This is a genomic window from Bradyrhizobium archetypum, from assembly GCF_013114835.1.
GTDB lineage: Bacteria > Pseudomonadota > Alphaproteobacteria > Rhizobiales > Xanthobacteraceae > Bradyrhizobium > Bradyrhizobium archetypum.
Genome location: NZ_JAAVLW010000004.1, coordinates 677,343 through 696,315, shown reverse-complemented (window position 1 = coordinate 696,315; position 18,973 = coordinate 677,343). Strand labels below are relative to the sequence as shown.

24 protein-coding genes are annotated in these 18,973 nt (G+C 59.5%); 7 read left to right on the top strand and 17 right to left on the bottom strand.

The genetic code is table 11. From position 1 onward, the window contains the following. Positions 1-4: 4 nt before the first annotated feature. Together HCN50_RS16045 and HCN50_RS16040 are read right to left on the bottom strand one after the other, a co-directional pair. Positions 5-739, bottom strand: coding sequence for a Crp/Fnr family transcriptional regulator (locus HCN50_RS16045; RefSeq protein WP_171710598.1), 735 nt, complete (start codon positions 737-739; stop codon positions 5-7). A 541-nt stretch (positions 740-1,280) separates the two neighbouring features. Then, positions 1,281-2,474, bottom strand: a complete 1,194-nt coding sequence (locus HCN50_RS16040) for a Bug family tripartite tricarboxylate transporter substrate binding protein (protein WP_210264936.1) — start codon at positions 2,472-2,474, stop codon at positions 1,281-1,283. 100 nt (positions 2,475-2,574) lie between these two features. Here HCN50_RS16040 and HCN50_RS16035 point away from each other — a divergent pair, with 100 nt between their 5' ends. Beyond that, a complete protein-coding gene (locus tag HCN50_RS16035; RefSeq protein ID WP_171710015.1) occupies positions 2,575-2,802 on the top strand; it encodes a hypothetical protein in 228 nt (75 codons plus the stop codon). Positions 2,803-2,810: 8 nt separating this feature from the next. Beyond that, the gene (locus tag HCN50_RS16030; protein ID WP_235976989.1) at positions 2,811-3,305 is read left to right on the top strand and encodes a zinc-binding dehydrogenase; all 495 of its coding nucleotides are present in this window, start codon (positions 2,811-2,813) and stop codon (positions 3,303-3,305) included. A gap of 107 nt (positions 3,306-3,412) precedes the next feature. Here the strand turns inward: HCN50_RS16030 and HCN50_RS16025 are convergent, their stop codons facing one another. The 3 genes from HCN50_RS16025 to HCN50_RS16015 are packed head-to-tail and all read right to left on the bottom strand — an operon-like array spanning position 3,413 to position 7,166. After that, on the bottom strand, positions 3,413-5,806 hold the full coding sequence (locus tag HCN50_RS16025; protein WP_171710597.1) for a xanthine dehydrogenase family protein molybdopterin-binding subunit: 2,394 nt from the start codon (positions 5,804-5,806) through the stop codon (positions 3,413-3,415). Beyond that, on the bottom strand, positions 5,803-6,288 hold the full coding sequence (locus HCN50_RS16020; RefSeq protein WP_171710596.1) for a (2Fe-2S)-binding protein: 486 nt from the start codon (positions 6,286-6,288) through the stop codon (positions 5,803-5,805). Before HCN50_RS16020 ends, HCN50_RS16025 begins: the two co-directional genes overlap by 4 nt. Further along, positions 6,285-7,166, bottom strand: coding sequence for an FAD binding domain-containing protein (locus tag HCN50_RS16015; RefSeq protein ID WP_171710595.1), 882 nt, complete (start codon positions 7,164-7,166; stop codon positions 6,285-6,287). Before HCN50_RS16015 ends, HCN50_RS16020 begins: the two co-directional genes overlap by 4 nt. A 178-nt stretch (positions 7,167-7,344) precedes the next feature. Between HCN50_RS16015 and HCN50_RS16010 the strand changes: the two genes are divergently transcribed. Both HCN50_RS16010 and HCN50_RS16005 read left to right on the top strand, forming a co-directional pair. Continuing rightward, entirely contained in the window at positions 7,345-8,448 is a 1,104-nt protein-coding gene (locus tag HCN50_RS16010) for an LLM class flavin-dependent oxidoreductase (RefSeq protein ID WP_171710594.1), read from the top strand. 24 nt (positions 8,449-8,472) lie between these two features. Further along, positions 8,473-9,348 (top strand): polysaccharide deacetylase family protein, encoded by an 876-nt coding sequence (locus tag HCN50_RS16005; protein ID WP_171710593.1) that lies wholly within the window; start codon positions 8,473-8,475, stop codon positions 9,346-9,348. Positions 9,349-9,398: 50 nt separating this feature from the next. Here HCN50_RS16005 and HCN50_RS16000 read toward each other — a convergent pair whose 3' ends face one another. The 6 genes from HCN50_RS16000 to HCN50_RS15975 all read right to left on the bottom strand — a co-directional run bounded on the left by HCN50_RS16000 (position 9,399) and on the right by HCN50_RS15975 (position 12,604). Beyond that, entirely contained in the window at positions 9,399-9,953 is a 555-nt protein-coding gene (locus HCN50_RS16000) for a flavin reductase family protein (protein WP_171710592.1), read from the bottom strand. Positions 9,954-9,964: 11 nt separating this feature from the next. After that, a complete protein-coding gene (locus HCN50_RS15995) occupies positions 9,965-11,191 on the bottom strand; it encodes an acyl-CoA dehydrogenase family protein (RefSeq protein ID WP_171710591.1) in 1,227 nt (408 codons plus the stop codon). Positions 11,192-11,380: 189 nt separating this feature from the next. Next, the gene (locus tag HCN50_RS15990) at positions 11,381-11,809 is read right to left on the bottom strand and encodes a GNAT family N-acetyltransferase (RefSeq protein WP_171710590.1); all 429 of its coding nucleotides are present in this window, start codon (positions 11,807-11,809) and stop codon (positions 11,381-11,383) included. Positions 11,810-11,861: 52 nt separating this feature from the next. Continuing rightward, on the bottom strand, positions 11,862-12,164 hold the full coding sequence (locus HCN50_RS15985; RefSeq protein WP_376700285.1) for a hypothetical protein: 303 nt from the start codon (positions 12,162-12,164) through the stop codon (positions 11,862-11,864). Further along, entirely contained in the window at positions 12,161-12,442 is a 282-nt protein-coding gene (locus tag HCN50_RS15980) for a hypothetical protein (RefSeq protein ID WP_171710589.1), read from the bottom strand. Before HCN50_RS15980 ends, HCN50_RS15985 begins: the two co-directional genes overlap by 4 nt. Further along, complete coding sequence (locus tag HCN50_RS15975) at positions 12,443-12,604, bottom strand: hypothetical protein (protein WP_171710588.1); 162 nt, start codon at positions 12,602-12,604, stop codon at positions 12,443-12,445. Positions 12,605-12,798: 194 nt separating this feature from the next. Here HCN50_RS15975 and HCN50_RS15970 point away from each other — a divergent pair, with 194 nt between their 5' ends. Both HCN50_RS15970 and HCN50_RS15965 read left to right on the top strand, forming a co-directional pair. After that, a complete protein-coding gene (locus tag HCN50_RS15970) occupies positions 12,799-12,996 on the top strand; it encodes a hypothetical protein (protein WP_171710587.1) in 198 nt (65 codons plus the stop codon). A 298-nt stretch (positions 12,997-13,294) separates the two neighbouring features. Continuing rightward, on the top strand, positions 13,295-13,480 hold the full coding sequence (locus HCN50_RS15965; RefSeq protein ID WP_171710586.1) for a hypothetical protein: 186 nt from the start codon (positions 13,295-13,297) through the stop codon (positions 13,478-13,480). Between the two features lie 75 nt (positions 13,481-13,555). Here HCN50_RS15965 and HCN50_RS15960 read toward each other — a convergent pair whose 3' ends face one another. Next, positions 13,556-13,819 (bottom strand): hypothetical protein, encoded by a 264-nt coding sequence (locus HCN50_RS15960; protein ID WP_235976987.1) that lies wholly within the window; start codon positions 13,817-13,819, stop codon positions 13,556-13,558. A gap of 224 nt (positions 13,820-14,043) precedes the next feature. Here HCN50_RS15960 and HCN50_RS15955 point away from each other — a divergent pair, with 224 nt between their 5' ends. Beyond that, entirely contained in the window at positions 14,044-14,265 is a 222-nt protein-coding gene (locus HCN50_RS15955; RefSeq protein ID WP_171710584.1) for a hypothetical protein, read from the top strand. A gap of 8 nt (positions 14,266-14,273) precedes the next feature. Here the strand turns inward: HCN50_RS15955 and HCN50_RS15950 are convergent, their stop codons facing one another. The 5 genes from HCN50_RS15950 to HCN50_RS15930 form a co-directional block, all read right to left on the bottom strand. Beyond that, a complete protein-coding gene (locus HCN50_RS15950; RefSeq protein ID WP_171710583.1) occupies positions 14,274-14,627 on the bottom strand; it encodes a phasin in 354 nt (117 codons plus the stop codon). A 661-nt stretch (positions 14,628-15,288) separates the two neighbouring features. Next, a complete protein-coding gene (locus HCN50_RS15945; protein WP_171710582.1) occupies positions 15,289-16,422 on the bottom strand; it encodes an alpha-hydroxy acid oxidase in 1,134 nt (377 codons plus the stop codon). A gap of 143 nt (positions 16,423-16,565) precedes the next feature. Beyond that, a complete protein-coding gene (locus HCN50_RS15940; RefSeq protein ID WP_171710581.1) occupies positions 16,566-17,828 on the bottom strand; it encodes a CaiB/BaiF CoA transferase family protein in 1,263 nt (420 codons plus the stop codon). A gap of 304 nt (positions 17,829-18,132) precedes the next feature. Then, a complete protein-coding gene (locus tag HCN50_RS15935) occupies positions 18,133-18,555 on the bottom strand; it encodes a GFA family protein (RefSeq protein ID WP_171710689.1) in 423 nt (140 codons plus the stop codon). Positions 18,556-18,591: 36 nt separating this feature from the next. Then, positions 18,592-18,972, bottom strand: a complete 381-nt coding sequence (locus tag HCN50_RS15930; RefSeq protein ID WP_376700284.1) for a methyltransferase family protein — start codon at positions 18,970-18,972, stop codon at positions 18,592-18,594. Position 18,973 lies beyond the last annotated feature (1 nt).

The window sequence follows — 18,973 nt, the reverse complement described above, 5'->3', positions numbered from 1 at the left end:
GAGCCTATTCGCCTTCGCTTCCGGATCCGGCTTCGGCCAGATCACGAAGCGCCTCTGCATTCAGCACAACGATGGCGCCATGCTCGAGGCGCACCAAATCGCGGGTTGCCCAAGCACGCAACTGCTTGTTGATGCTCTCCCGGGTCATGCCGACCATCTCGCTGATCTCCTGCTGGGTGATTGCGATGGTTCGACCCTGCTGTGCAGGTTTGTGTTTTTCAGACAGGCGAAGCAACGCGCTGGCCAGCCGTCCGGGCAGGTTCTGCAGGATAATCTGCTCGACCTGATCGCTGGTCCACCGCAATCGCTCGCAAAGCAATTCGATGAACTTCATCGCCAGCGCCGGCTGTTCCTTAACGAAAGGAATGAATTCGCGCCGATCGATGACAAACAGCTCACAATTTGAGTTTGCAATGGCGTCGGCCGAACGGGCCCCGCCGTCAAGCAGTGCGATTTCGCCGAAGATTTCTCCAGGCTCGATGATATTCAGGATCGCGCTGCGACCGTCGGGTGAGGAAATACTCATCTTCACCGTACCCGAAATGACCGCATACAGGCTGTTGCCGGGATCCCCCTTGGAGAATAGCGTGGCACCCCGCTTCAACGTGGAATGTTTGGCGTAGCGGCAGAGCTGCTCGAACGCCGCAGGCTCGAGGTCGGCAAAAAACGGATGCTTGCGCAGCACCGACAGCTTGCCGTTCGAAAATCCGTGAGCTTCACCGGTCCTTTGTTGAGGCACGACAGTCAAACTCCAGGGAACAGGGGCTCGCAGCCCTTCCGTAGTCAACGCGGGCCGGCTTTTCAACCGGAAAGCGCCCCACCGCGGCGATTTGGCGGCTGGAAAGCGAAAACAACGCCCAGCGTCAAGGATCCAATAGCCGTGGAACCTGCGATAAGGCAGTAAAGCCAGGCGCGTGCTGCTGCAGCATCCAGCCGCCGGCCAATATGATAGCGACCCTCAGCAGGCTGACAAGCTGTCGCCCGTGCTCCGCCCCTGATAAGCGGAAAACAATATCACAGAAGCGGCCATGAACCCATAAACCAGGCCCGTCGCGTAGAAATAGCCAGATGCAGCAAAAGCAACTTCTTCGACATCAAAAATGCCTACAATCAACTTTCCCGAAACACGCCTCCGAAGCCGATCGCCGCGAAAATAGCCGGCACCGACAAGTAAGCTCCATGGTCGCACGGCATCCGTACCTCTCGGCCTGCACCAACGCAGGTCAAGCCAATCGATCTAAGCAGGTCGGTGGCGCCCTGTTGTGTCATCCGTCGCCGAGCTATTCCTTGGCGATTTCCATTTCCCTGATCACCCGCTCATATTTCGCGAGTTGATCGCGCGTCATCGCGCGCAGCTCCTCCGCCGAACTGCCGCGCACCGCGAAGCCCAGCTCTTCAAGTTTGCGGCGAACATCGGGATCGCCAACCGCCTTCTGCACCTCGCTATTCAGACGGGCCAGAATTTCCTTTGGGGTGCCGGCGGGTGCGAGAATCGCGAACCATGAATTGAAGAAGAAGCCAGGCAGACCGGATTCCGATACGGTCGGCACGTCAGCGAATTGCGGCAACCTTTTCTCAGTGGTTACCCCGATCAGCTTGAGCTGGCCGCCGCGCACAAGCGTTGCGACCGTGCCCAATCCCTGGAAACCGACGGGGATCTGGCCCGCCGCAATGTCGGTTGCGGCTTGAGTTGCCCCCTTATAGGGCACGTGCGTCAGCGATATGCCAGCGGCCGACGCGAACATCGCCATCGCCAGATGCTGCGGACTTCCCGGCCCGCCTGAGCCATAGTCGATCTTGCCGGGCGCCGCCTTCGCGGCCGCAATGAGATCCGCAGCGCTTCTGAAGCTGGCCCGATTGCTGGCAACCAGTCCCCACTCCACCGTTGCAACCAACGACACCGGCTCGAAATCTTTGAGGATGTCCCAGCGGATTTTTGACTGAAGGTTTGGCACCATCGTCATGATGCTGTCGTTGAACCCGCCGATCGTGTAGCCGTCCGGTTCGGCACGGGCAACCGCCTCAGCCCCGATCAGCCCAGACGCACCCGGCTGATTAAGGATCACGATTTGCTGACCCATATTGTCGGCCATCTTCTGGGTGACGATACGCGCGGCGACATCGACGGCACTTGCCGCGGCCAGTGGCACAATCATCTTGATGGGCCGGTCTGGATAGCCCGCCTGGGCGAGGGCCTGATGGCTTGAGAGCAGCGCAAGCGCTGGAATCAGTAAATGGATGATGCCCATGCGTGCTCCCCAACTATCGGCGGCAGACTTATGGGAGCCGCCATTTCTTGAAGGAAGCTTGCCTCCGAAGCCTCTACTTTGCAATCGGTCCCAGGGTGGTGAAGGGGCCGACAGCGAATCACCTGGCCTGTCGGGATGTGCGCCTTTGAAGGTGCCTATCGGTTCTGAGTGACGATGCCATGCGCCTAAACTGGTAAACCAGCTTTGTAGGTGGAAAGCCGACAAAGGATTTCGCCTGCAGCAAAACGGCCTCGACGGCGCTATCGGTATCCGGCAATTGCGCGGCCGGCGATTTCCGCTAGCGTCCGACCGAGAGGAGATGCTCATGTATCGACCTTCAGGCGTGAAGACGTTGCCTGAGTTTCCCATTCCGGACCGGATGAGGGCCTGGGTGCTCGGCGATCCCGATCAGCTCCTGCTGCAAGAGAACCAGTACCCTCTTGAATTCGGCGACGTTGGGCCCGAGCGCGGCGACCGTGCCCATATACTCGTGGCCCGGTGTGAAATTCCTGTTGAAGGGCAGACCACCCTCAATAGTGGCCGGCGATCCTGAATGAATGATTGCTCGCTGGCACAGATTGCAACCGCGCCAGCCCGGTTATCCTGACCGGCAGTCACAGTAGACGACTCAATATCAATCACGAGGACGCGGTCGAAGTCGTCAAGCAACTCACCGGCGGCGTCGGAGCGGACTACGCGGTCGAGTGCGCCGGCAGCGAGGCGACGATCAATCAGGCCATTCACATGGCTAATCGCGGCGGAAAAGTCTCTCTCGCCGCGTTTCCGCACGATCCTGTCACCATCGATCTCGCGCACCTCGTGAAGAACAATGTCTACGCCTACGGCATTCGAGGCGAAGGCCGCAGCGCCACCCGCCGCGCCATGGCACTGATGGCAGAGAAGCGCTTCGATGCCACGAAAATCTATACCCACACATTTGCGTTGACCGACCTGCCGACTGCACTGCGATATGCCCGAGAGCGCATCGACGATGCGATCGAGGTGGTCGTCAGCAATCGAGAGGCGGATACAATCGCGGACGCAGCGGCCGAATAGTGCAGACGGCGACAACCAACGTCCTTCGAACCTCAGTTTCGATTTGCATTGTGCGGGCTGGATGCAGGGAAGGCCTGTTCTTCTTGATCGATCCTATAGCCGTTACACTAGATTCGCCCCAACGCGGTTAGGATAACCTGAGGCGTCAGCGGAATCTCGGTGACAATTGTTCCAAACGGCCTGAGCGCATCATTGACCGCGTTGGTTACCGCTGCTGCCGCACCTGCCGTTCCGGCTTCGCCCGCGCCCTTCGCGCCCAGTTCAGATTCCATGGTCGGCGAGATCACATGTCCGACATCGATATCGGGCATTTCACCGGCCATCGGAACCAGATAGTCGGCCATGTTGGCGTTGGTGAGCTGACCGCGCTCGTCGTACACGCACTTTTCAAACAGGGCAGCACCAAGGCCCTGGACCACGCCACCCCTGATTTGCTCGTCGACCAGTTGCGGGTTGATGATGGTACCGCAATCCTCGACCACCCAATGCTTCAGCAGCTTCACAAAGCCAGTATCGGTATCGACCTCCAGCCAGGAGGCCTGAACGCCATTGGTGAAGGCGAAGGGATATTCGCGCGGGACAAAGTGCCGTGTTGCCATTAGCTCGGGCTGGATGCCCGGCGGCAGCGTATCGGGGCGAAAATAGACAATGCGAGCGAGTTCGCTCAACTCGACCCGCGGCGCGCCGTCGGCGACATTCACCACCGCGTTGTTTACGATGTCGAGTTCTCCCGGAATCGATTGGAGGATGGCAGCGGCGACATCGAGTATGTTCTTGCGAAGTACCTTGGTGGCCTGCAGCGCGGCCTCGCCGCCGATGCCGGCACCGCGCGAGGCCCAGGTGCCTCCGCCATATGGCGTATTGTCGGTGTCGCCCAGGATCACACGGACACGGTCCATGGAGACGCCAAGCACGCTTCCAACGATCTGTGCGGTGAGCGATTCAGACCCCTGTCCCTGCTCAGTAATGCTCGTTTGGCAAATCACCGAGCCCTGGGCATCGAGACGTACCGCGACGCCATCCTGTGAGGATATTTTCGCGCCGCCGACGCCATAGAACGCCGCGCTGGGATTGGTGACCTCGATGAAGCTCGCGATGCCGATACCCCGATGGATATTCTTTGCCCGCAAGGACGCCTGTTCCGCGCGCAGCGCGTCGTATTCCATCATCGCGACGAGCTTGGTGAGCGCCGCATGATGCGACAGTTGCTCGAAACGCAGACCTGACGGCGAGGCACAGGGATAAGCGTCATCAGCGATCAGATTGCGACGACGGATTTCGACCGGATCAACGCCGATCTTCATGGCCGCCAGGTCCACCAGGCCTTCCGTCACGGAACAGGCGATCGGATGGCCGACAGCGCGATACTGGCACATCACATTCTTGTTCTGGAATACGACACGTGCACGGGCCCGGTAATTCTTCGTCACATAGGGGCCGCCGACGAGATTGACGACCTGATTGGCCTCGATCGCGCTGGTGCGGGGATACATCGAATAAGGCCCGATCCCGGTCAGATCGTCGATCTCAAATGCCGTGATGATGCCGTCGCGTTTGACGCCGATCTTTCCCTTGCAGCGATGGTCGCGGGCATGAATGTCGGTATTGAAGCTCTCAACGCGGTCCGCAACAAATTTGACTGGACGCCGCAAGAGCTTGGACAGCGCGTAGGTCGCCATCTCGTCGGCGTAGATATGGACTTTGATGCCAAAGGAGCCGCCAACGTCCTTGCAGACGACGCGAACCTGCGATTCCTTCAAGCCAAGATGGAGCGCCGCGATATTCTGCACCATGTGCGGTGCCTGTGTGCCTTGATAGATGGTTAGCCTGGCCTCTGCCGCGTTCCAATCTGCCACCACCGCGCGCGGCTCAAGCGTCACGCCAGTGTGCCGTCCGAACACGAACTCTGCCTCTACCACCTCGTCGGATTCGGCAAAGGCCTGATCGACGGCGCCCGCCTCATGATTGCGCTCGAAAGCCAGATTGTCGCCCAGTGAGGCATGTATCACGGATATTGCAGGATCGAGCGCAGAGCGCATATCCGTTACAGCATCGAGTTCCTCATATTCGACCGAGACAAGCTCCGCCGCATCCTCGGCCTGGGCGCGACTGCTCGCCACCACCGCCGCAACGGCTTCGCCCTGCCAGCATACGCGATCGATCGCGATAGCGCTTTGCGGGGCAGATTTGAGGCCCTTCAAATGCGATAGTACACCAACCCATGGCGTGATGACGGTCGCGAGTTCCTCACCCGAAACGACGCCGATCACTCCCGGCATCCGTTTGGCCGCCGAGGCGTCGATTCCCTTGATCTTCGCATGCGCGTGCGGCGAACGCACGAATACGACATGCGCTATTCGCGGCAGCTCGATGTCGCTGACGTACAAGCCGCGCCCCTGGAGCAGCCGATCAAGGTTCGGCCGCGGCACGCTCTTGCCGATATAGGAATTCGGACGGTCCAGCGCAGAAAGCGTGTCAGGACTTGCCTGTGTCGATGTCATGGCGATTGTCCGGTGCGCGCCCGTGCAGTGGTTTCGACGGCGTCGACGATCGCCTGGTAACCGGTACATCGGCAATAGTTGCCGGAAAGATGATCGCGTATCTGCTCTCGATCCGGTGACGGCGATTGCTTCAGCAGGTCCTGCGCTGTCATCAGCATTCCCGGCGTACAGAAGCCGCACTGCAGTGCGTTACGCTCCCGGAACGCTGCCTGCAAATCGGTTATCTCACCGCTGTCCGACAACCCCTCGATTGTCTCAATCGTTGCGTCGTGCGCTTGCACCGCGAGCATCAAACACGAACGAACAATATCGCCGTTCACTCGGACCGTGCATGCGCCGCACACGCCGTGTTCACAACCGACATGCGTGCCGGTGAGCTTGAGATGCTCGCGAAGAAAATCCGCCAAGTTCAGGCGCGGCAATACATTTGCTTCGACGCGCTCGCCATTGACGCTCAACGAAATCTCGATCGTAGCCGTCACGCAGGTCCTCCCGCGCACAGATCCCGGCGGGCAAGCAGCGAGGCTACGCAACGCGTCAACAGGACCTTCGCGAGATGCCGGCGCATTGCAGGCGTTGCCTGTTGATCCTCCAATGGATCAAGTTCCTCAGCCAACGCGGAACATGCCTCAGACAACACCGCCGAGGTGACGGCGACATCAACCAGCTTTCCGGCAGACTTGGCCAGCAACGGACGATCCCTGACGGCAAAGTAGCCAAGACAGAGATCGTCAAACCGACCGTCCTCGACGGCAGCCAGCGCCGCAAGGCCGACGATCGCGTAGTCGCCATGCCGACGCGTGAATTCATGAAAGAAATACGTCGAGTTTTTTGGAGGCACCGGCAACTCGACGGCAACCAACAGTTCCTGCGGCGTAAGCGCCGTTTCGTAGATCCCGGCGAAGAACTCGCTTGCCGCAATTCGCCGTTCGCCGCCTACCCCCCGAGCGATGATCGTGGCGCCAAGCGTAAGCATGCAGGCCGGCAGCTCCGAAGCCGGGTCTGCCTGTGCGAGGCTCCCGCCAATGGTGCCGCGATTGCGGATCGCTGGATGGGCGATGTGGGCGACCGCATCCTTCAATAGAGGCAAATGGGTCGCTATTTCCGGAGATTTCAAGAGATCGGCATGACGTGTCAGCGCACCGATGGTGAGGACGCCTCCCTTCACCACAATGCCACGCAGCTCCGCCAACTGCCCGATATCGACAATGAGCTCGGGTGCGATCAGGCGCAGATTCATTGCCGGCAGCAGGCTCTGGCCGCCAGACAATACCTTGGCCCTTTCGCCGTGCACGCTCAACAATTCCAGCGCATTTGCGACGCTGGTTGCGCGGGCGTAAGCGAAAGCCGAGGCTTTCATTTTTGGTGTGACCTCCCCGGCCAAATAGTCGGCATTTTCGTGCGATTAGACGGCCGAGGCTGCCAAAGGTCAAGTTTGTATCGGACGATTATTATCGACTTTAGGCTTGTTTTCGCGCGATGAACGACGCACGTTCTGCACCAACCAAAACATCTGCCATTCGGGAAGAGCGCGCACCATGCACCTTGGGTTCTTTACGATGCCGATCCATCCTGTCGACAAGGATTGGCGGCTTTCGCTTAAGGAGGATCGCGAGGCTTTCCTGCTGGCTGATGAGCTCGGGTTCACCGAGGGCTATGTCGGCGAGCACACTACCGACAAAGCTGAGAACATTACTTCCTGCATCGGTTTCATCGCATGGATTGCTGCGGCAACCAGGCAGATCAAGCTTGGCACTGGCACTGTCAACATGCCGAACGCGCATCCGGCCGCGATCGCAGCTTCGATCGCGATGCTCGATCATATGCTCGACGGACGACTGATCTTCGGCATCAGCCCGGGTGGCCTGCTGTCGGACGCGGAAGTGTTCGGCAACCTCGAGGCAGACAGGAACGCCATGTTCCTGGAAGCGATCAACCAGGTGCTTCGGATCTGGGCCAGCGAGCCCCCTTACGACCTGCGAGGCAATTACTGGAACATATCGGTCCAGAAAACCCTGATTGAGGAAATTGGCCAAGGCTTCATCCAGCGTCCGCTGCAACAACCACACCCGCCGATCGTGGTAACGGCTGTGGCGCCTTTCTCGAAAGGCGTGACGGAAGCTGCGGCGCGTGGTTGGGATCCGATCTCGGCAAATTTCCTGATGCCGGCGTGGGTGAAAAGCCATTGGCCCAAATATGTCGAAGGCTGCAAACGCGCCGGACGTCCTGCCGATCCGGCGAACTGGCGCGTAGCCAAGAGTGTATTCGTCGCAAAGGACGCAGCGGTCGCAAGGGCCTATGCCACCGATCCAAACGGACCCTACGTCTATTACTATCGCTCGTTGTTCACCAAACTGAAGCGCGGCGGGCGCATCGAGCTGTTCAAAACGCGTCGCGATCAGCCCGACGACGAGGTAACGCTTGAGTCGATCTGCGACAAGCTGATCATTCATGGCACGCCGGAGAGCGTGGCGGATCAACTGTTGGCTTTTCAGGAAGAGACCGGCCCGTTCGGCACACTGCTCTATGCGGGCAAGGACTGGAAAGACCGGGAACTGGGACGCCAATCGATGATTCTAATGGCCGAGAAAGTCATGCCCCGTGTCAATGCCGGTGCAATCAGCAGCAAAGCCGCCGAATAGTACATCACAGGAGAAACTCTTGCCGTGTCGCTAAGCGATCGCATTCCATATCAAGCGCAGGTCGATCGGCCCACGCTCGCGCTTCCTGGTGGCAAGAAACTCGCGGTATGGGTAATCCTCAATGTGGAGGAATGGCGGATCGAGAATGCGATGCCCCGCACGGTGCTGAGCCCGCCGATGGGGCAACCGCTACTGCCCGACGTACCGAACTGGTCCTGGCATGAATACGGGATGCGCGCTGGTTTCTGGCGCCAGTTCAAGGCACTGACCGACCGCAAGATGCCCGTGACGTTAGCGATCAATGCCAATGTCTGTAACGCCTACCCGCGCGTTGCGTCCGCTGCGCTCGAAGCCGGATTTGAATTCATGGGCCACGGTTTCGTGCAGGGACCGATGCACAAGGTCGAGAACCAGGCGGATGCCATCAAGCGCTCGGTCGACACAATCTCAAAATTTGCAGGGAAGCCGCCCCGGACATGGGAAAGTCCCGGCCTCACAGAGACCGAAGAAACCCTTGATCTGTTACGCCTCAACGGCGTCGAGTATGTCGCTGATTGGGTGATCGACGATCTGCCCGAGGACATCGCCACGCCTCACGGCACCATCACAACGATCCCCTATTCGGTCGAAACAAACGATATCGTCATTCATGCACTGCAGCATTTGTCTTCTGAACAATTCCTGAAGCGCTGCACCGATCAGTTCGACCGGCTCTATCTCGAAGGCGCCTCGAACGCGCGGATCATGGCAATATCTATTCATCCCTATATTACGGGCGTACCGCATCGCATTAAGTATCTGGAGGCATTGCTCGACTATGTCCTCAGTCACGATGGCGTGGCACTGATGACCGCCAGCGAGATTGGCGACTGGTATCGTGCACAGATGGCAAAGAGCTAGAGGCCCGTCTACTGCGCCACGGCACAGTCCAGCGAGATTCTGCGATCCGCTCACGAAGACTGCTTGCCATCTCCGGCAATAAACCGGCCGAAGGTGCCGCGCGCAAACAGCAAGGGCTCCTGCCGATTATAAGCGTAGGCTTCGACGGCTCCCAGGAAGATGACGTGGTCACCGCCGTAATACCGATTGGCCGCGCGGCATTGGAAATTGGCGACACAGTCGGTCAAGATGGGCGCGTTGCCAAGTCCCGGCTTCCAGTTCACTCCGGCGAATTTGTCGTCCGACGACTTTGCAAATTGCGAAGCCAATGCTTGCTGGGAAGCTCCGAGAACATTGACCGCGAAATGACTGGCATTCTGGAAGATCGTGAGTCCCTGCGAGAACATCCCAAGACTCCACAATATCAGTGGCGGATTTAGCGATACCGAGGCAAAGGAATTGCAGGTCACGCCATAGGGCCTTCCGTCTGCAGCCATCGCCGAGACAATCGTGACGCCCGTTGCGAACGTACCAAGCGCATTACGAAAATCGCGCGGATCTATCGCCGAATTGTCACTGGCTAGTTCATTGGCCGGATCGGCCGGATGTTTGGGTGAGTCAGACATCCGTCCAGGCCTCAGAGCGTCAGATTTTCGGACGGGAGGCCGAGCGCCACGCGTCCATAATTGGTTCCCGCCGCATCGAAATTGAATGCGAGGTGCGAGTTAACGGCGTGAGCGTCACGAAATTGCCGCTGCAGTGCGCCTGACGTGAACAGACTGCGTGCGCCACTCGCCGCGAACAACAACGAGACTGCTTCGGTGCACAGGTTCACCGCAAAGGCACCGTCTCGCCGCAGCCTCGTCTTGCCGGCGAGGTCGGGGATATAACCTCGCCTTGCGTCAGCCATCGCATCGATGCAGTTCGTACGCATCACTAGACGGGCCGCGTCGATCTTGGCGGACGCCTCTGCGATCTTAATTTGGGTTGTCTGCAAGTCACTGAGCTTGGCACGATTGTAAGTCGAAGCCCGATGTCGCGCGATTTCAACATAGTCATTCAGACAGGCTTGCGCATTACCCAATCCGACACCTGACAACACATAAGGAAACAGTGAGAATACCGGCAGCGCATAGAGCGCGTTCGAATTAACAACGCTTCCCGGCGTCGGTCCGCCAGTCAGATCGCTGACTGCGACCGTCATGTTCTCCGCGACGAATGCATCCTCAACCCATACGTCATTCGAGCCCGTGCCGCACAGCCCTGTCGCATTCCAAATGTCGTTGATCCTGTACTCGCTCCTGTTGAGCAGGAAGATCCGGTATTCAATGCCATCGGCCTCATCGTCCGAGGCCACCACCCCGGCAAGCATGTTCCAGTCGCATGACTCGACCCCAGAAGAGAACGGCCAATGACCGCGCAGGACGTATCCCCCGTCAACCCTTCTCGCGCGACCGGCTGGGAAGATGAAGGACGATGCGATCAACGCATCGGCATTCTTGCTCCAAACCGCGTCCTGCGCGTGCTTGTCAAACATACCTAACATCCAGTGATGGCTGGCAAGGTTGGCGAAATTCCAAGCAACGGAAGCATCCGCCTGGCCCAGCGCGTCGGAACAATCAACCAGCGCGACATAGTCCAGCTCGGCCCCACCAACGCGTTTCGGCTGCACGAGCCGGAATAGGCCGGCGTTATGCAAATCGCGCTCGGTCTCCGGCGGCAATCGCCGGAGCTGCTCCGTCTTTGAAGCACGATCTCGCAGCACCGGAATCAGCGCCTTGGCACGTGCAACCATGGCAGCATAGCTGTCCGTACCCGGTCCCGCGGGCGAACCTGCATCCGGCTTGGTGCCGTCTTCCGCCATATGTTTCCTCGCCTGCTCCGCGGCTTGCGCCGTCGAAGCTTGGCCAGTCTACCGGTTGACGGCCAATGATCAAGGCGCTGCGGGTGGCATGGCTCCTTCGCCGTAAGAGGCAGCCCAAAAACGCAAAAAGCCCGGCGGCAAGGCCACCGGGCGAGTAACCCCGTTTGAAGCGCAAAGGCGGCTGAGCCTCTATTTGATGTCCTTGCGCCAATAAAGCGTGTTTGGCCAGGCCCAAGGATGCGTCGGAACGAACAGGCGGTAGCCCGCGCGAATGAAGTTATTGGCTGATGAAATATTCCCGGTAGTGTCGGACACGATGGCACACCACCCGTTCAGACGCCCACGCGCCTCCACTGCTCGCATCAGGCGCAACTGAAGCCGATGTCCGCAATGCTTGCCCAGCACGCCAACACGGCAAAAGTAGCCGGCGTTGAAGACGTGAGTTGACGGAATGATACCAGCGAACGCGACCGGCTCGATTCCGTGAAAGGCAAGCCACCAGTGCCCATCATCGAACGTCGGAACGGGAGCGCTATCAAGAAACGTCGACTGATGAAGCTCGGTGAGCGCGTCCGCAATGTCCTCATCATTCCCGTCAACCTCGCGAATCCGATACATTTTCGTGGCACCTGAATTCGAGTGCGTCGTCTGTGTCTGGCAGTTCAATAGATCACTTGCCGAGGGTCGCCTTGATACCGAGCCAGACGGCCCCGACGAAACCAGTCACAATCACCGTAATGACTGCCTTGAAAGTATAGCTCTGCGCTTGCTCGACGCTCCTGCGCCACCGCCGCAAGTGCTGAAAATCAGCGCGAAGCTCTCCTCGATCGTCCTCGTCGATCCCAAATGAAGTCAGTGTCGTCGCGACGGCTTTGAGAACCACCGTATCGATATCATCGTGACGAATCCTCTGCTGTTCGGCCAACGTCTCGATGACGATGGCCCTGATATCCGCAGCCGGCATCCCGGTCATCGCTTGATAATCCGTGCTACGTTCTCGAAACCTCGCTTGGCGAAATAGACGATGACACGCTCAATCCGGTGGATGAATTCGAGCGCGCCGTCACCGCTGTTCTCCAGCGGCTGCGTGGCCTTGCCCCAGCCGCGATCGAGGATGGCATTGGCGGCAGATACGCGGGCGGCTGGCGTAGCATCCTCGCTTCGCATGATGCGGACGAGAACGCGAATCGCAGTTCGGGTATGGCTGCGTGCGAGAGAACGAATCTCAAGAAGGGCTCTTGCCTTTCCCATCTAGGCTGCTCGGTTGATCGATCGGGCGCGCTTATCTGGCGCAGCATCGACAGGATCGGTGGCGGGTTGATGCCGCGCAGTGCGGAAGGCAATCGCCGGAAAATCCGTCTTTACGTTATCGCGTTTTGGACGCGGAATGATTTGAATGATGTCGGTGCTCACGAGAACTCCTCCGATGTGGCGATGACGTCGAGACTGATGAGCGCGAGCGAGATCAGGTAGGGCAGTCATCGGCTTCCCTCCAAAAGAGATATGTGCGGCATGATCGCGGAGTGCAGGCGCAGATCATTTGGGGCGCGAACCTTATCCCGTCGGGGGCCGCGTGCGGCGCGTGACGATGCGCGCCGCGAGCCGGCATGTTCGCGCATGCCGGCCAACTGGATGGTGATGGAAGCTCGGACAGCGGCGCGCTCGTGACGCCCGGGCGGGGGCGTTGGGAGTTGCGGCGTCGATGGGCGGCCGCCGTCCGATTCGAAAACCTCAAACAAAAAGCCCGCGGCGGAATTCTCCGCGCGGGCTTTGCAATTTTTGCGATGATGGTGTTATGCCGGTGATTTGCCCGACATGTCAATCAGTTTTCGAATGGTCAACTGATTGCGGAAAATTCAACGAAATCGTTTCGACAAATTGAAACGGCCTTGGCTTATTGTTGTGTGAAAAGAAAAGCCCGCCGCCGTTTCCGGCGCGGGCTTCACGAAATCTGCGATGATGCCAATGTGCCCCTGATTTGCCCGATGCGTCAAGTGGCCCGCGCAAACCGGATTCAGATCGGACATCGCAGCATCGAAACGAAATTGTTGGGCCGTGGATGGCGCAACCTGCGGCCCCAACAGAGCGCAAGGAGGGTGTCGAATGTTTTTCGTTGCTGCCGTGCTCACGATACTGTCGGGCTTGTTCTATGCGGCGAGCCGTCACGAAATCGGCTCGCTGGGTATTGCAATGTGCCAATATGGCAGCCCGTTTTGCGAAAATCCGCTGCTCGTGCTGGTAGCCGCCGGGCTCGCTGCATGCTGGGGTGCATTCGTCAGCGTGCGCTGAACCGCTCGTGCAAAAGTCCCGAGCACTTGAGATGCCACTGTGCCGGTGACTTGCCCGGCGTACCAGACGCGCTCTCTAGTGAGAGTGAGGCGCTGGATTGACCGGGTGAACAGGCTTCGGCACGGGCGGACTAGGCTCCACCTGAAGCTTCGGCTCGGTCGGTATGACGTCCGCACCGGCGGCACGGGCCGCTTCGCCTGTGGTGCTGTAGTTCGCGATCACCGGGTGTTGTACCTTCGGCTTGTTCCATGGGCCGTGGTCGACGACCAGCATGCCAACCACGCCAAGAACGGCGACCACAATCGCAACCTTCAATGGCCCGCTACTGTGTCGGCTCAACTGATCTTCCGCCAAATCCCTCACCATCCGAAAATCCGCGTTGATTTACTCTGACGGATTAAATCGCGGGGATGGAGAAAGTTCCGCATCGACGCCGAGCAAGGCGATCCCGCGGGAACAAATGCCCTGCGCGCGGATTATGCAGAGATGAGCCGCTGCCCGGCAACACCGAGCAACCGAGTGAGTTGGAGAACGTGAATATCGAAGAGCCATCGCAGCCCGGCATGGCGGAACGCGCCATCGATACCGCTACTGATGTGTCACGCACGCTCACCGAAGTGTCCGAGGCGCTGCAGGCTGCAGTCGGCCGTCTTAGCGACGCGATCACGGCAGCACGGCAACCGGGAATGCCGCTTTCGACCATCAGTGCGATTACCCGCGAAGCGCCGCTCGCCAGCCTTTTCGTTGCTTTTCTGTTCGGTGTCGCGATCGGACGCCGCCGCTAGTAGGCGCCTCACAACTTGCCTTTTGTTGAATCTTTTGCGGCCGAGACGACGCCGCCGGTGATCTGCCGCATATGTTCGCCAGCATTGGTGAACTGGCTGCGCAGGAATTCGGACTGGATCCGCATCGCCTCCTGAAGATCGGTGGCATGGACCAGCTTTCGAGCATGTTCGAATGCAGCCTTCATATTCTGTTCGGTAAACGACAGGGCCTGCTTGGAGATTTCGGTGCTCGCGCCGGGCATGGCCGTCATGGACTTGCCGGCGGCGTCGAAGAACATGCCGAACGCCTTTTCCGCCTGATCGATGGTTTTCTCGGCCAGTTCACGCAGTTCGGCCGGAACTTCGAGTTTCGGTTCGGTCATGGTCGCTTCTCCAGTGTCGACCCTGTCAGGTTAGCACAATTCGTGACCGCGTCTGCGCCGTATTGGACTAACCTGGACGACAGACCTTGGCATTCGGCATTCCTGCTATCAAGGAAAGATTTCCTTACTCCTGCGGTTCGTAGCCGTACGGATGCGCGCCGATTCCAATGGTGGCAACAGTATGGCATAGTGATTCGGGTTTAGAGATCGACTGTAAGTGGCGTTGCGTCTCTCATTTAAGTCTCTCGGGACATGGGAATAAAATGCTGCTGCAAACATTTCGGCCGACACCGACCTGCACGCGCTTCCAAACCAGCATAGAAATGCCTTGCATGAAATGCGGCGCACAAATGCGGCTGGCCACGATCGAGCCGCGCGACCAGAACTACGAAGTGTTGACCTATCGCTGCACGCCTCGCGATTCCGGCGAGAGCTTCCTGCGCTGATCACGGCCCATTCAGTACGGCGATCCCGGCCGGCGTCAGCACGAGCCCCTCGTCGCGCACTTCTACCAGACCGAATCCGTCAGCGTTTTCAGATCCTCATCGTTGACCGGCGACAGTTTCAGCCGACGCGCCTGAATGTCCAGAAGGCCGATGGCCTTCTCAAGGCTGAATTCAGCGTAATGAGGTTTTGGGCCCGGCGTTGCAGCCTTCGACCCTCAGTAGCGATAGGGCTCGATATCCAGGAGCGGAAATGCGCTGAATACGTTCGGCAGATTCGTCGCAGTCGCCGGATGCAGGTAAGACTTGTCGAGCTCGGCAAAGCGGGTGACGCCCAGTAGCCCAAGACAACGGATAACCTCGTCTTCGAGAAGCTCCAGCATCCGCACGATGCCGGCCTCGCCTGCGGCGGCGAGCGCCCAGCATTGCAGCCGCCCGATGCCGACCAGATCCGCGCCGGACGCGATTGCCTTCACGATGTCGGTGCCACGGCAGAACGAGCCGTCAACCATGATCTTGGCCCGGCCCGCAACGGCGTCGACGATTTCCGGCAAGACGTGCATCGCGCCGCGACCGTGGTCGAGCTGACGGCCGCCATGGTTCGACACATAGATCCAGTCGACGCCGTGATCGAGCGCGATGATGGCATCTTCCGCGGTGGCGATTCCCTTGATCACCAGCGGAATTTTATACTTGTCCTTGATCAGTTTCACCGTGCGCCATTCCAGCCCCTTCTGGAAGTCGCCTCCGGTTGCCCGGATCCGGCTTTCGCGCACATATCGCTTGGCGATATCGCGCTCGCGCCGGCTGTAGTGTGCCGTATCCACCGTCAGGCAGAACGCGGCATATCCATTGTCGATGGCGCGGCTGACGACATCTTCGACGAAGGCATCGTCCCCTCGTACATAGAGCTGGTAAATGCGCGACGCGTCGGGCGCGGCCTTGGCGGTCGCCTCCAATCCTGGTTCGGACACCGAACTCAGCATGTGGGCGGCGCCGAACCGTCCCGCCCCGCGCGCCACCGCAGCACCCGACTGAGCGTCGAAAATCTCCAGCGCGCCGACCGGTGCGATCATGACCGGCAGACGCAAGCGGCGGCCGAAAACCTCAACCGAGGGATCGACGTCGACGACATTGCGCAGCACGCGGGGCCGGAATGCGATCTCATCGAGTGCCATGCGGTTACGGCGCATGGTGGTCTCCGTCTCCGAGGCGCCGACGATATAGTCCCAAGCGTTCTGGTTAAGGCGGGCGCGCGCTTTCCGGATAAATTCGTGGAGGTTCTGGAATTCTTCGCCGCTGGCGCCGAGTTCGACATTCCTCGCCGGCCGAATGGGCGTCCCGTCGTTCATGATGTTTCTCTCCCGCGTTGGCTGCACATTAGCCGTAGATGATCGGGAAAGGCTACTGCTTTGAACGAGTTAGGCGCCATGCAAACGCAGAGATGTTATTCGTTTACGCGATGCCCCGAGGCAAAGCCACTGCTCAGTACCACTCAGGCCGTATTGCCCGCCTTGCCAAAAGCTCCCGCCTCGGCCAGAGCCGCAATGCGCCGCTCATCGTACCCGAGCGTCTTTCGGAGCACCTCTCTGGTATGCTGGCCCAGCAGCGGCGCCGCGACAGGATCGACGGTCGGCGTCAAGCTCATCTGCAGCGGGGTTTCAATATTGGGAACGGCGCCCGCGGTCGGATGCGAAATCCGGCTGAGACGATGACGATCCCGCACCTCGGGCGCGTTGAAGCCTTCCTCTACGGTGCGCAGATAGCCGACCGGTATGTTGGCCTTCTTCATCTTTGTCATCCAGTTCTCGAGGCTATCGCCGGCAAAGACGCCCGCGATGATGGCGCGCAATTCTTCCCTGTTTGCGGTTCGGTTTTTCCTGTGGGCAAATCGGGGATCGGTGACGAGGTCCGGTCGATTGAGCACATCCACGACGAGCCGGCGGTACAAGCGGTCGTTGGCACAAGCCATATAGAGCGGGCCGTCGGATGCCTGATAGACGCCGACGGTGGGTGAGCCGTTCGGCGAATTTCCGAAGCGGCCCGGATTGGTGCCGCTGATCAGGTAGGCCATGCCATAAAAACCTGTCATCGCCACCGCGGTGTCGATCAGCGCGACCTCGACCTGCTGGCCGCGGCCGAGCCGATCGCGGGCGATCAGCGCCAGCAGGATCGCGTTACATGCCGACATGCCTGTCGCCATGTCGACAATCGGCGGGCCGGTCCGCACCGGCTCCCCATCCGGGAAACCGTTCAGCGACATGAAGCCGCTTTCAGCCTGTGTGATCGGATCGAAGCCCGGACGCAAGGCGAACTCGCCCTTGCGGCCATAGGCCGAGATCGAGCAATAGATCAGCCGTGGATTGGTCGGCGCGACGGAGGCATAGTCGAGACCAAACTTCTTCATCACACCGCCGGAGAAATTCTCCACGACGACGTCCGCTTTCGCGATCAGCTCGCGCGCGACTTCGAGCGCTGCAGGATTGTTGAAATCGAGCGTGATGCCGCTCTTGTTGCGATTGAGGCTGAGGAAGGCCGCGCTCTCGCCGCCGATTTCCGCGTGCTCATAATGTCGGGTATCGTCGCCCCCATCGGGGTTTTCGACCTTGATTACTTCGGCGCCGAAATCGGCCAGCGTTTGCGTGCAGGCCGGGCCGGCAACGACCCGGGTGAAGTCGACGACCAGCAGACCATCCAGCGCGGTCGGTTCGCCCTTTGCGCGCGGCGTTCGCTCCGGCAACAGGGGTTTGGCGGTCATCCGGCATTTCCTCTTTTTTATCTTGCCTGGCGAAATGAAGCTTTCCGCCGCGACTTCAAGGCTTTCTTAGCGGAACCGGATGGATAACGCCAAACCTCGATTTTGCAGGGCGGGACCTGCGGCCGACATAGCTTGAATGGCGCGCGCGGCCCTCGCATTCAGCAGGCCCAGACGCGAAAATGGCCGGCTGCAAAAAGACGCCGCCCACTCGCCGGGTGGTCCGGAAGTCGAGCAGTGCCCATATCGATTACCGGCGCCGCAAACGATGTCGCTGCATCGCAACTTCAGCGTAGACCCGCTTTTCCTACTCGGCGATCACCTCACCGGAGCCGCCAAGCTCGGCGGGAAAGTCCTTCAATTTAGGAAGCCCATCCCGCATCGGCAGCACCGTCTCGGCGTAATTAACGTGCACGCCGGGCGTGAAGGGGAGCGTCGGCAGGGTCGCGGCGAAGACGTCAACCAGTCCAAGCGTCGGATGATTGGTCATCAGATGACCGCCGCACTTAGCGCAGTACTTGCGCTGGCTCATCGGAGTCTTCTCGAAGGTCGCAACATGTTGCGCGCCCGCCGTGATCCGTACCGCTTCCGGTTTCCAAAGCGTGAACGCATTCACCGGTCCTCCCGACCACGAGCGGCAGGAACGGCAATGGCAATAACCCATTCCTTCCGGCGCGCCCGTGACCTGCACTTCGACCGCACCGCAAAAACAGCTTCCAGTATGCTTCATCATTTGTTCGTTTCCTCTCCGGCCATTGAAAAGTGGTTAGGTGGGTTTGTACCACGGGAACAGCACCGACACACGCTCCCGATAGCGGCGATACTGGTCGCCGAACATGGCGATCAGGTCGCGCTCTTCCAGCCTTGTCCCGACGAAGATATAGGTCGTGGTGACTGCGGCAAACAATAGATGCCCCGCGCTCATCGTCGGGGCCGCCCAGAAAGCGATGATGAAGCCAAGACAGATCGGATGCCGGACAAACCGGTAGAAGAGCGGGGTCCGGAAAACCGGCGCCGGCATCTCGCGGCCCACCAGATTGTTGGCAACCTGATGCAATCCGAACAGTTCGAAGTGATTGATCAAAAAGGTGCTTGTGAACACGATCAGCCAACCGACGAACGACACGGTCGCGATCACCATGGCCATC

Bases quoted from the DNA above. Each gene is read 5' to 3' on its own strand.
- HCN50_RS16035 (WP_171710015.1), top strand. From the start codon at position 2,575: ATGTATCGACCTTCAGGCGTGAAGACGTTGCCTGAGTTTCCCATTCCG.
- HCN50_RS16025 (WP_171710597.1), bottom strand. From the start codon at position 5,806: ATGACATCGACACAGGCAAGTCCTGACACGCTTTCTGCGCTGGACCGT.
- HCN50_RS16015 (WP_171710595.1), bottom strand. From the start codon at position 7,166: ATGAAAGCCTCGGCTTTCGCTTACGCCCGCGCAACCAGCGTCGCAAAT.
- HCN50_RS16010 (WP_171710594.1), top strand. From the start codon at position 7,345: ATGCACCTTGGGTTCTTTACGATGCCGATCCATCCTGTCGACAAGGAT.
- HCN50_RS16000 (WP_171710592.1), bottom strand. From the start codon at position 9,953: ATGTCTGACTCACCCAAACATCCGGCCGATCCGGCCAATGAACTAGCC.
- HCN50_RS15995 (WP_171710591.1), bottom strand. From the start codon at position 11,191: ATGGCGGAAGACGGCACCAAGCCGGATGCAGGTTCGCCCGCGGGACCG.
- HCN50_RS15990 (WP_171710590.1), bottom strand. From the start codon at position 11,809: ATGTATCGGATTCGCGAGGTTGACGGGAATGATGAGGACATTGCGGAC.
- HCN50_RS15985 (WP_376700285.1), bottom strand. From the start codon at position 12,164: ATGACCGGGATGCCGGCTGCGGATATCAGGGCCATCGTCATCGAGACG.
- HCN50_RS15980 (WP_171710589.1), bottom strand. From the start codon at position 12,442: ATGGGAAAGGCAAGAGCCCTTCTTGAGATTCGTTCTCTCGCACGCAGC.
- HCN50_RS15970 (WP_171710587.1), top strand. From the start codon at position 12,799: ATGTTCGCGCATGCCGGCCAACTGGATGGTGATGGAAGCTCGGACAGC.
- HCN50_RS15965 (WP_171710586.1), top strand. From the start codon at position 13,295: ATGTTTTTCGTTGCTGCCGTGCTCACGATACTGTCGGGCTTGTTCTAT.
- HCN50_RS15955 (WP_171710584.1), top strand. From the start codon at position 14,044: ATGGCGGAACGCGCCATCGATACCGCTACTGATGTGTCACGCACGCTC.
- HCN50_RS15950 (WP_171710583.1), bottom strand. From the start codon at position 14,627: ATGACCGAACCGAAACTCGAAGTTCCGGCCGAACTGCGTGAACTGGCC.
- HCN50_RS15945 (WP_171710582.1), bottom strand. From the start codon at position 16,422: ATGAACGACGGGACGCCCATTCGGCCGGCGAGGAATGTCGAACTCGGC.
- HCN50_RS15940 (WP_171710581.1), bottom strand. From the start codon at position 17,828: ATGACCGCCAAACCCCTGTTGCCGGAGCGAACGCCGCGCGCAAAGGGC.
- HCN50_RS15935 (WP_171710689.1), bottom strand. From the start codon at position 18,555: ATGAAGCATACTGGAAGCTGTTTTTGCGGTGCGGTCGAAGTGCAGGTC.
- HCN50_RS15930 (WP_376700284.1), bottom strand. From the start codon at position 18,972: ATGGCCATGGTGATCGCGACCGTGTCGTTCGTCGGTTGGCTGATCGTG.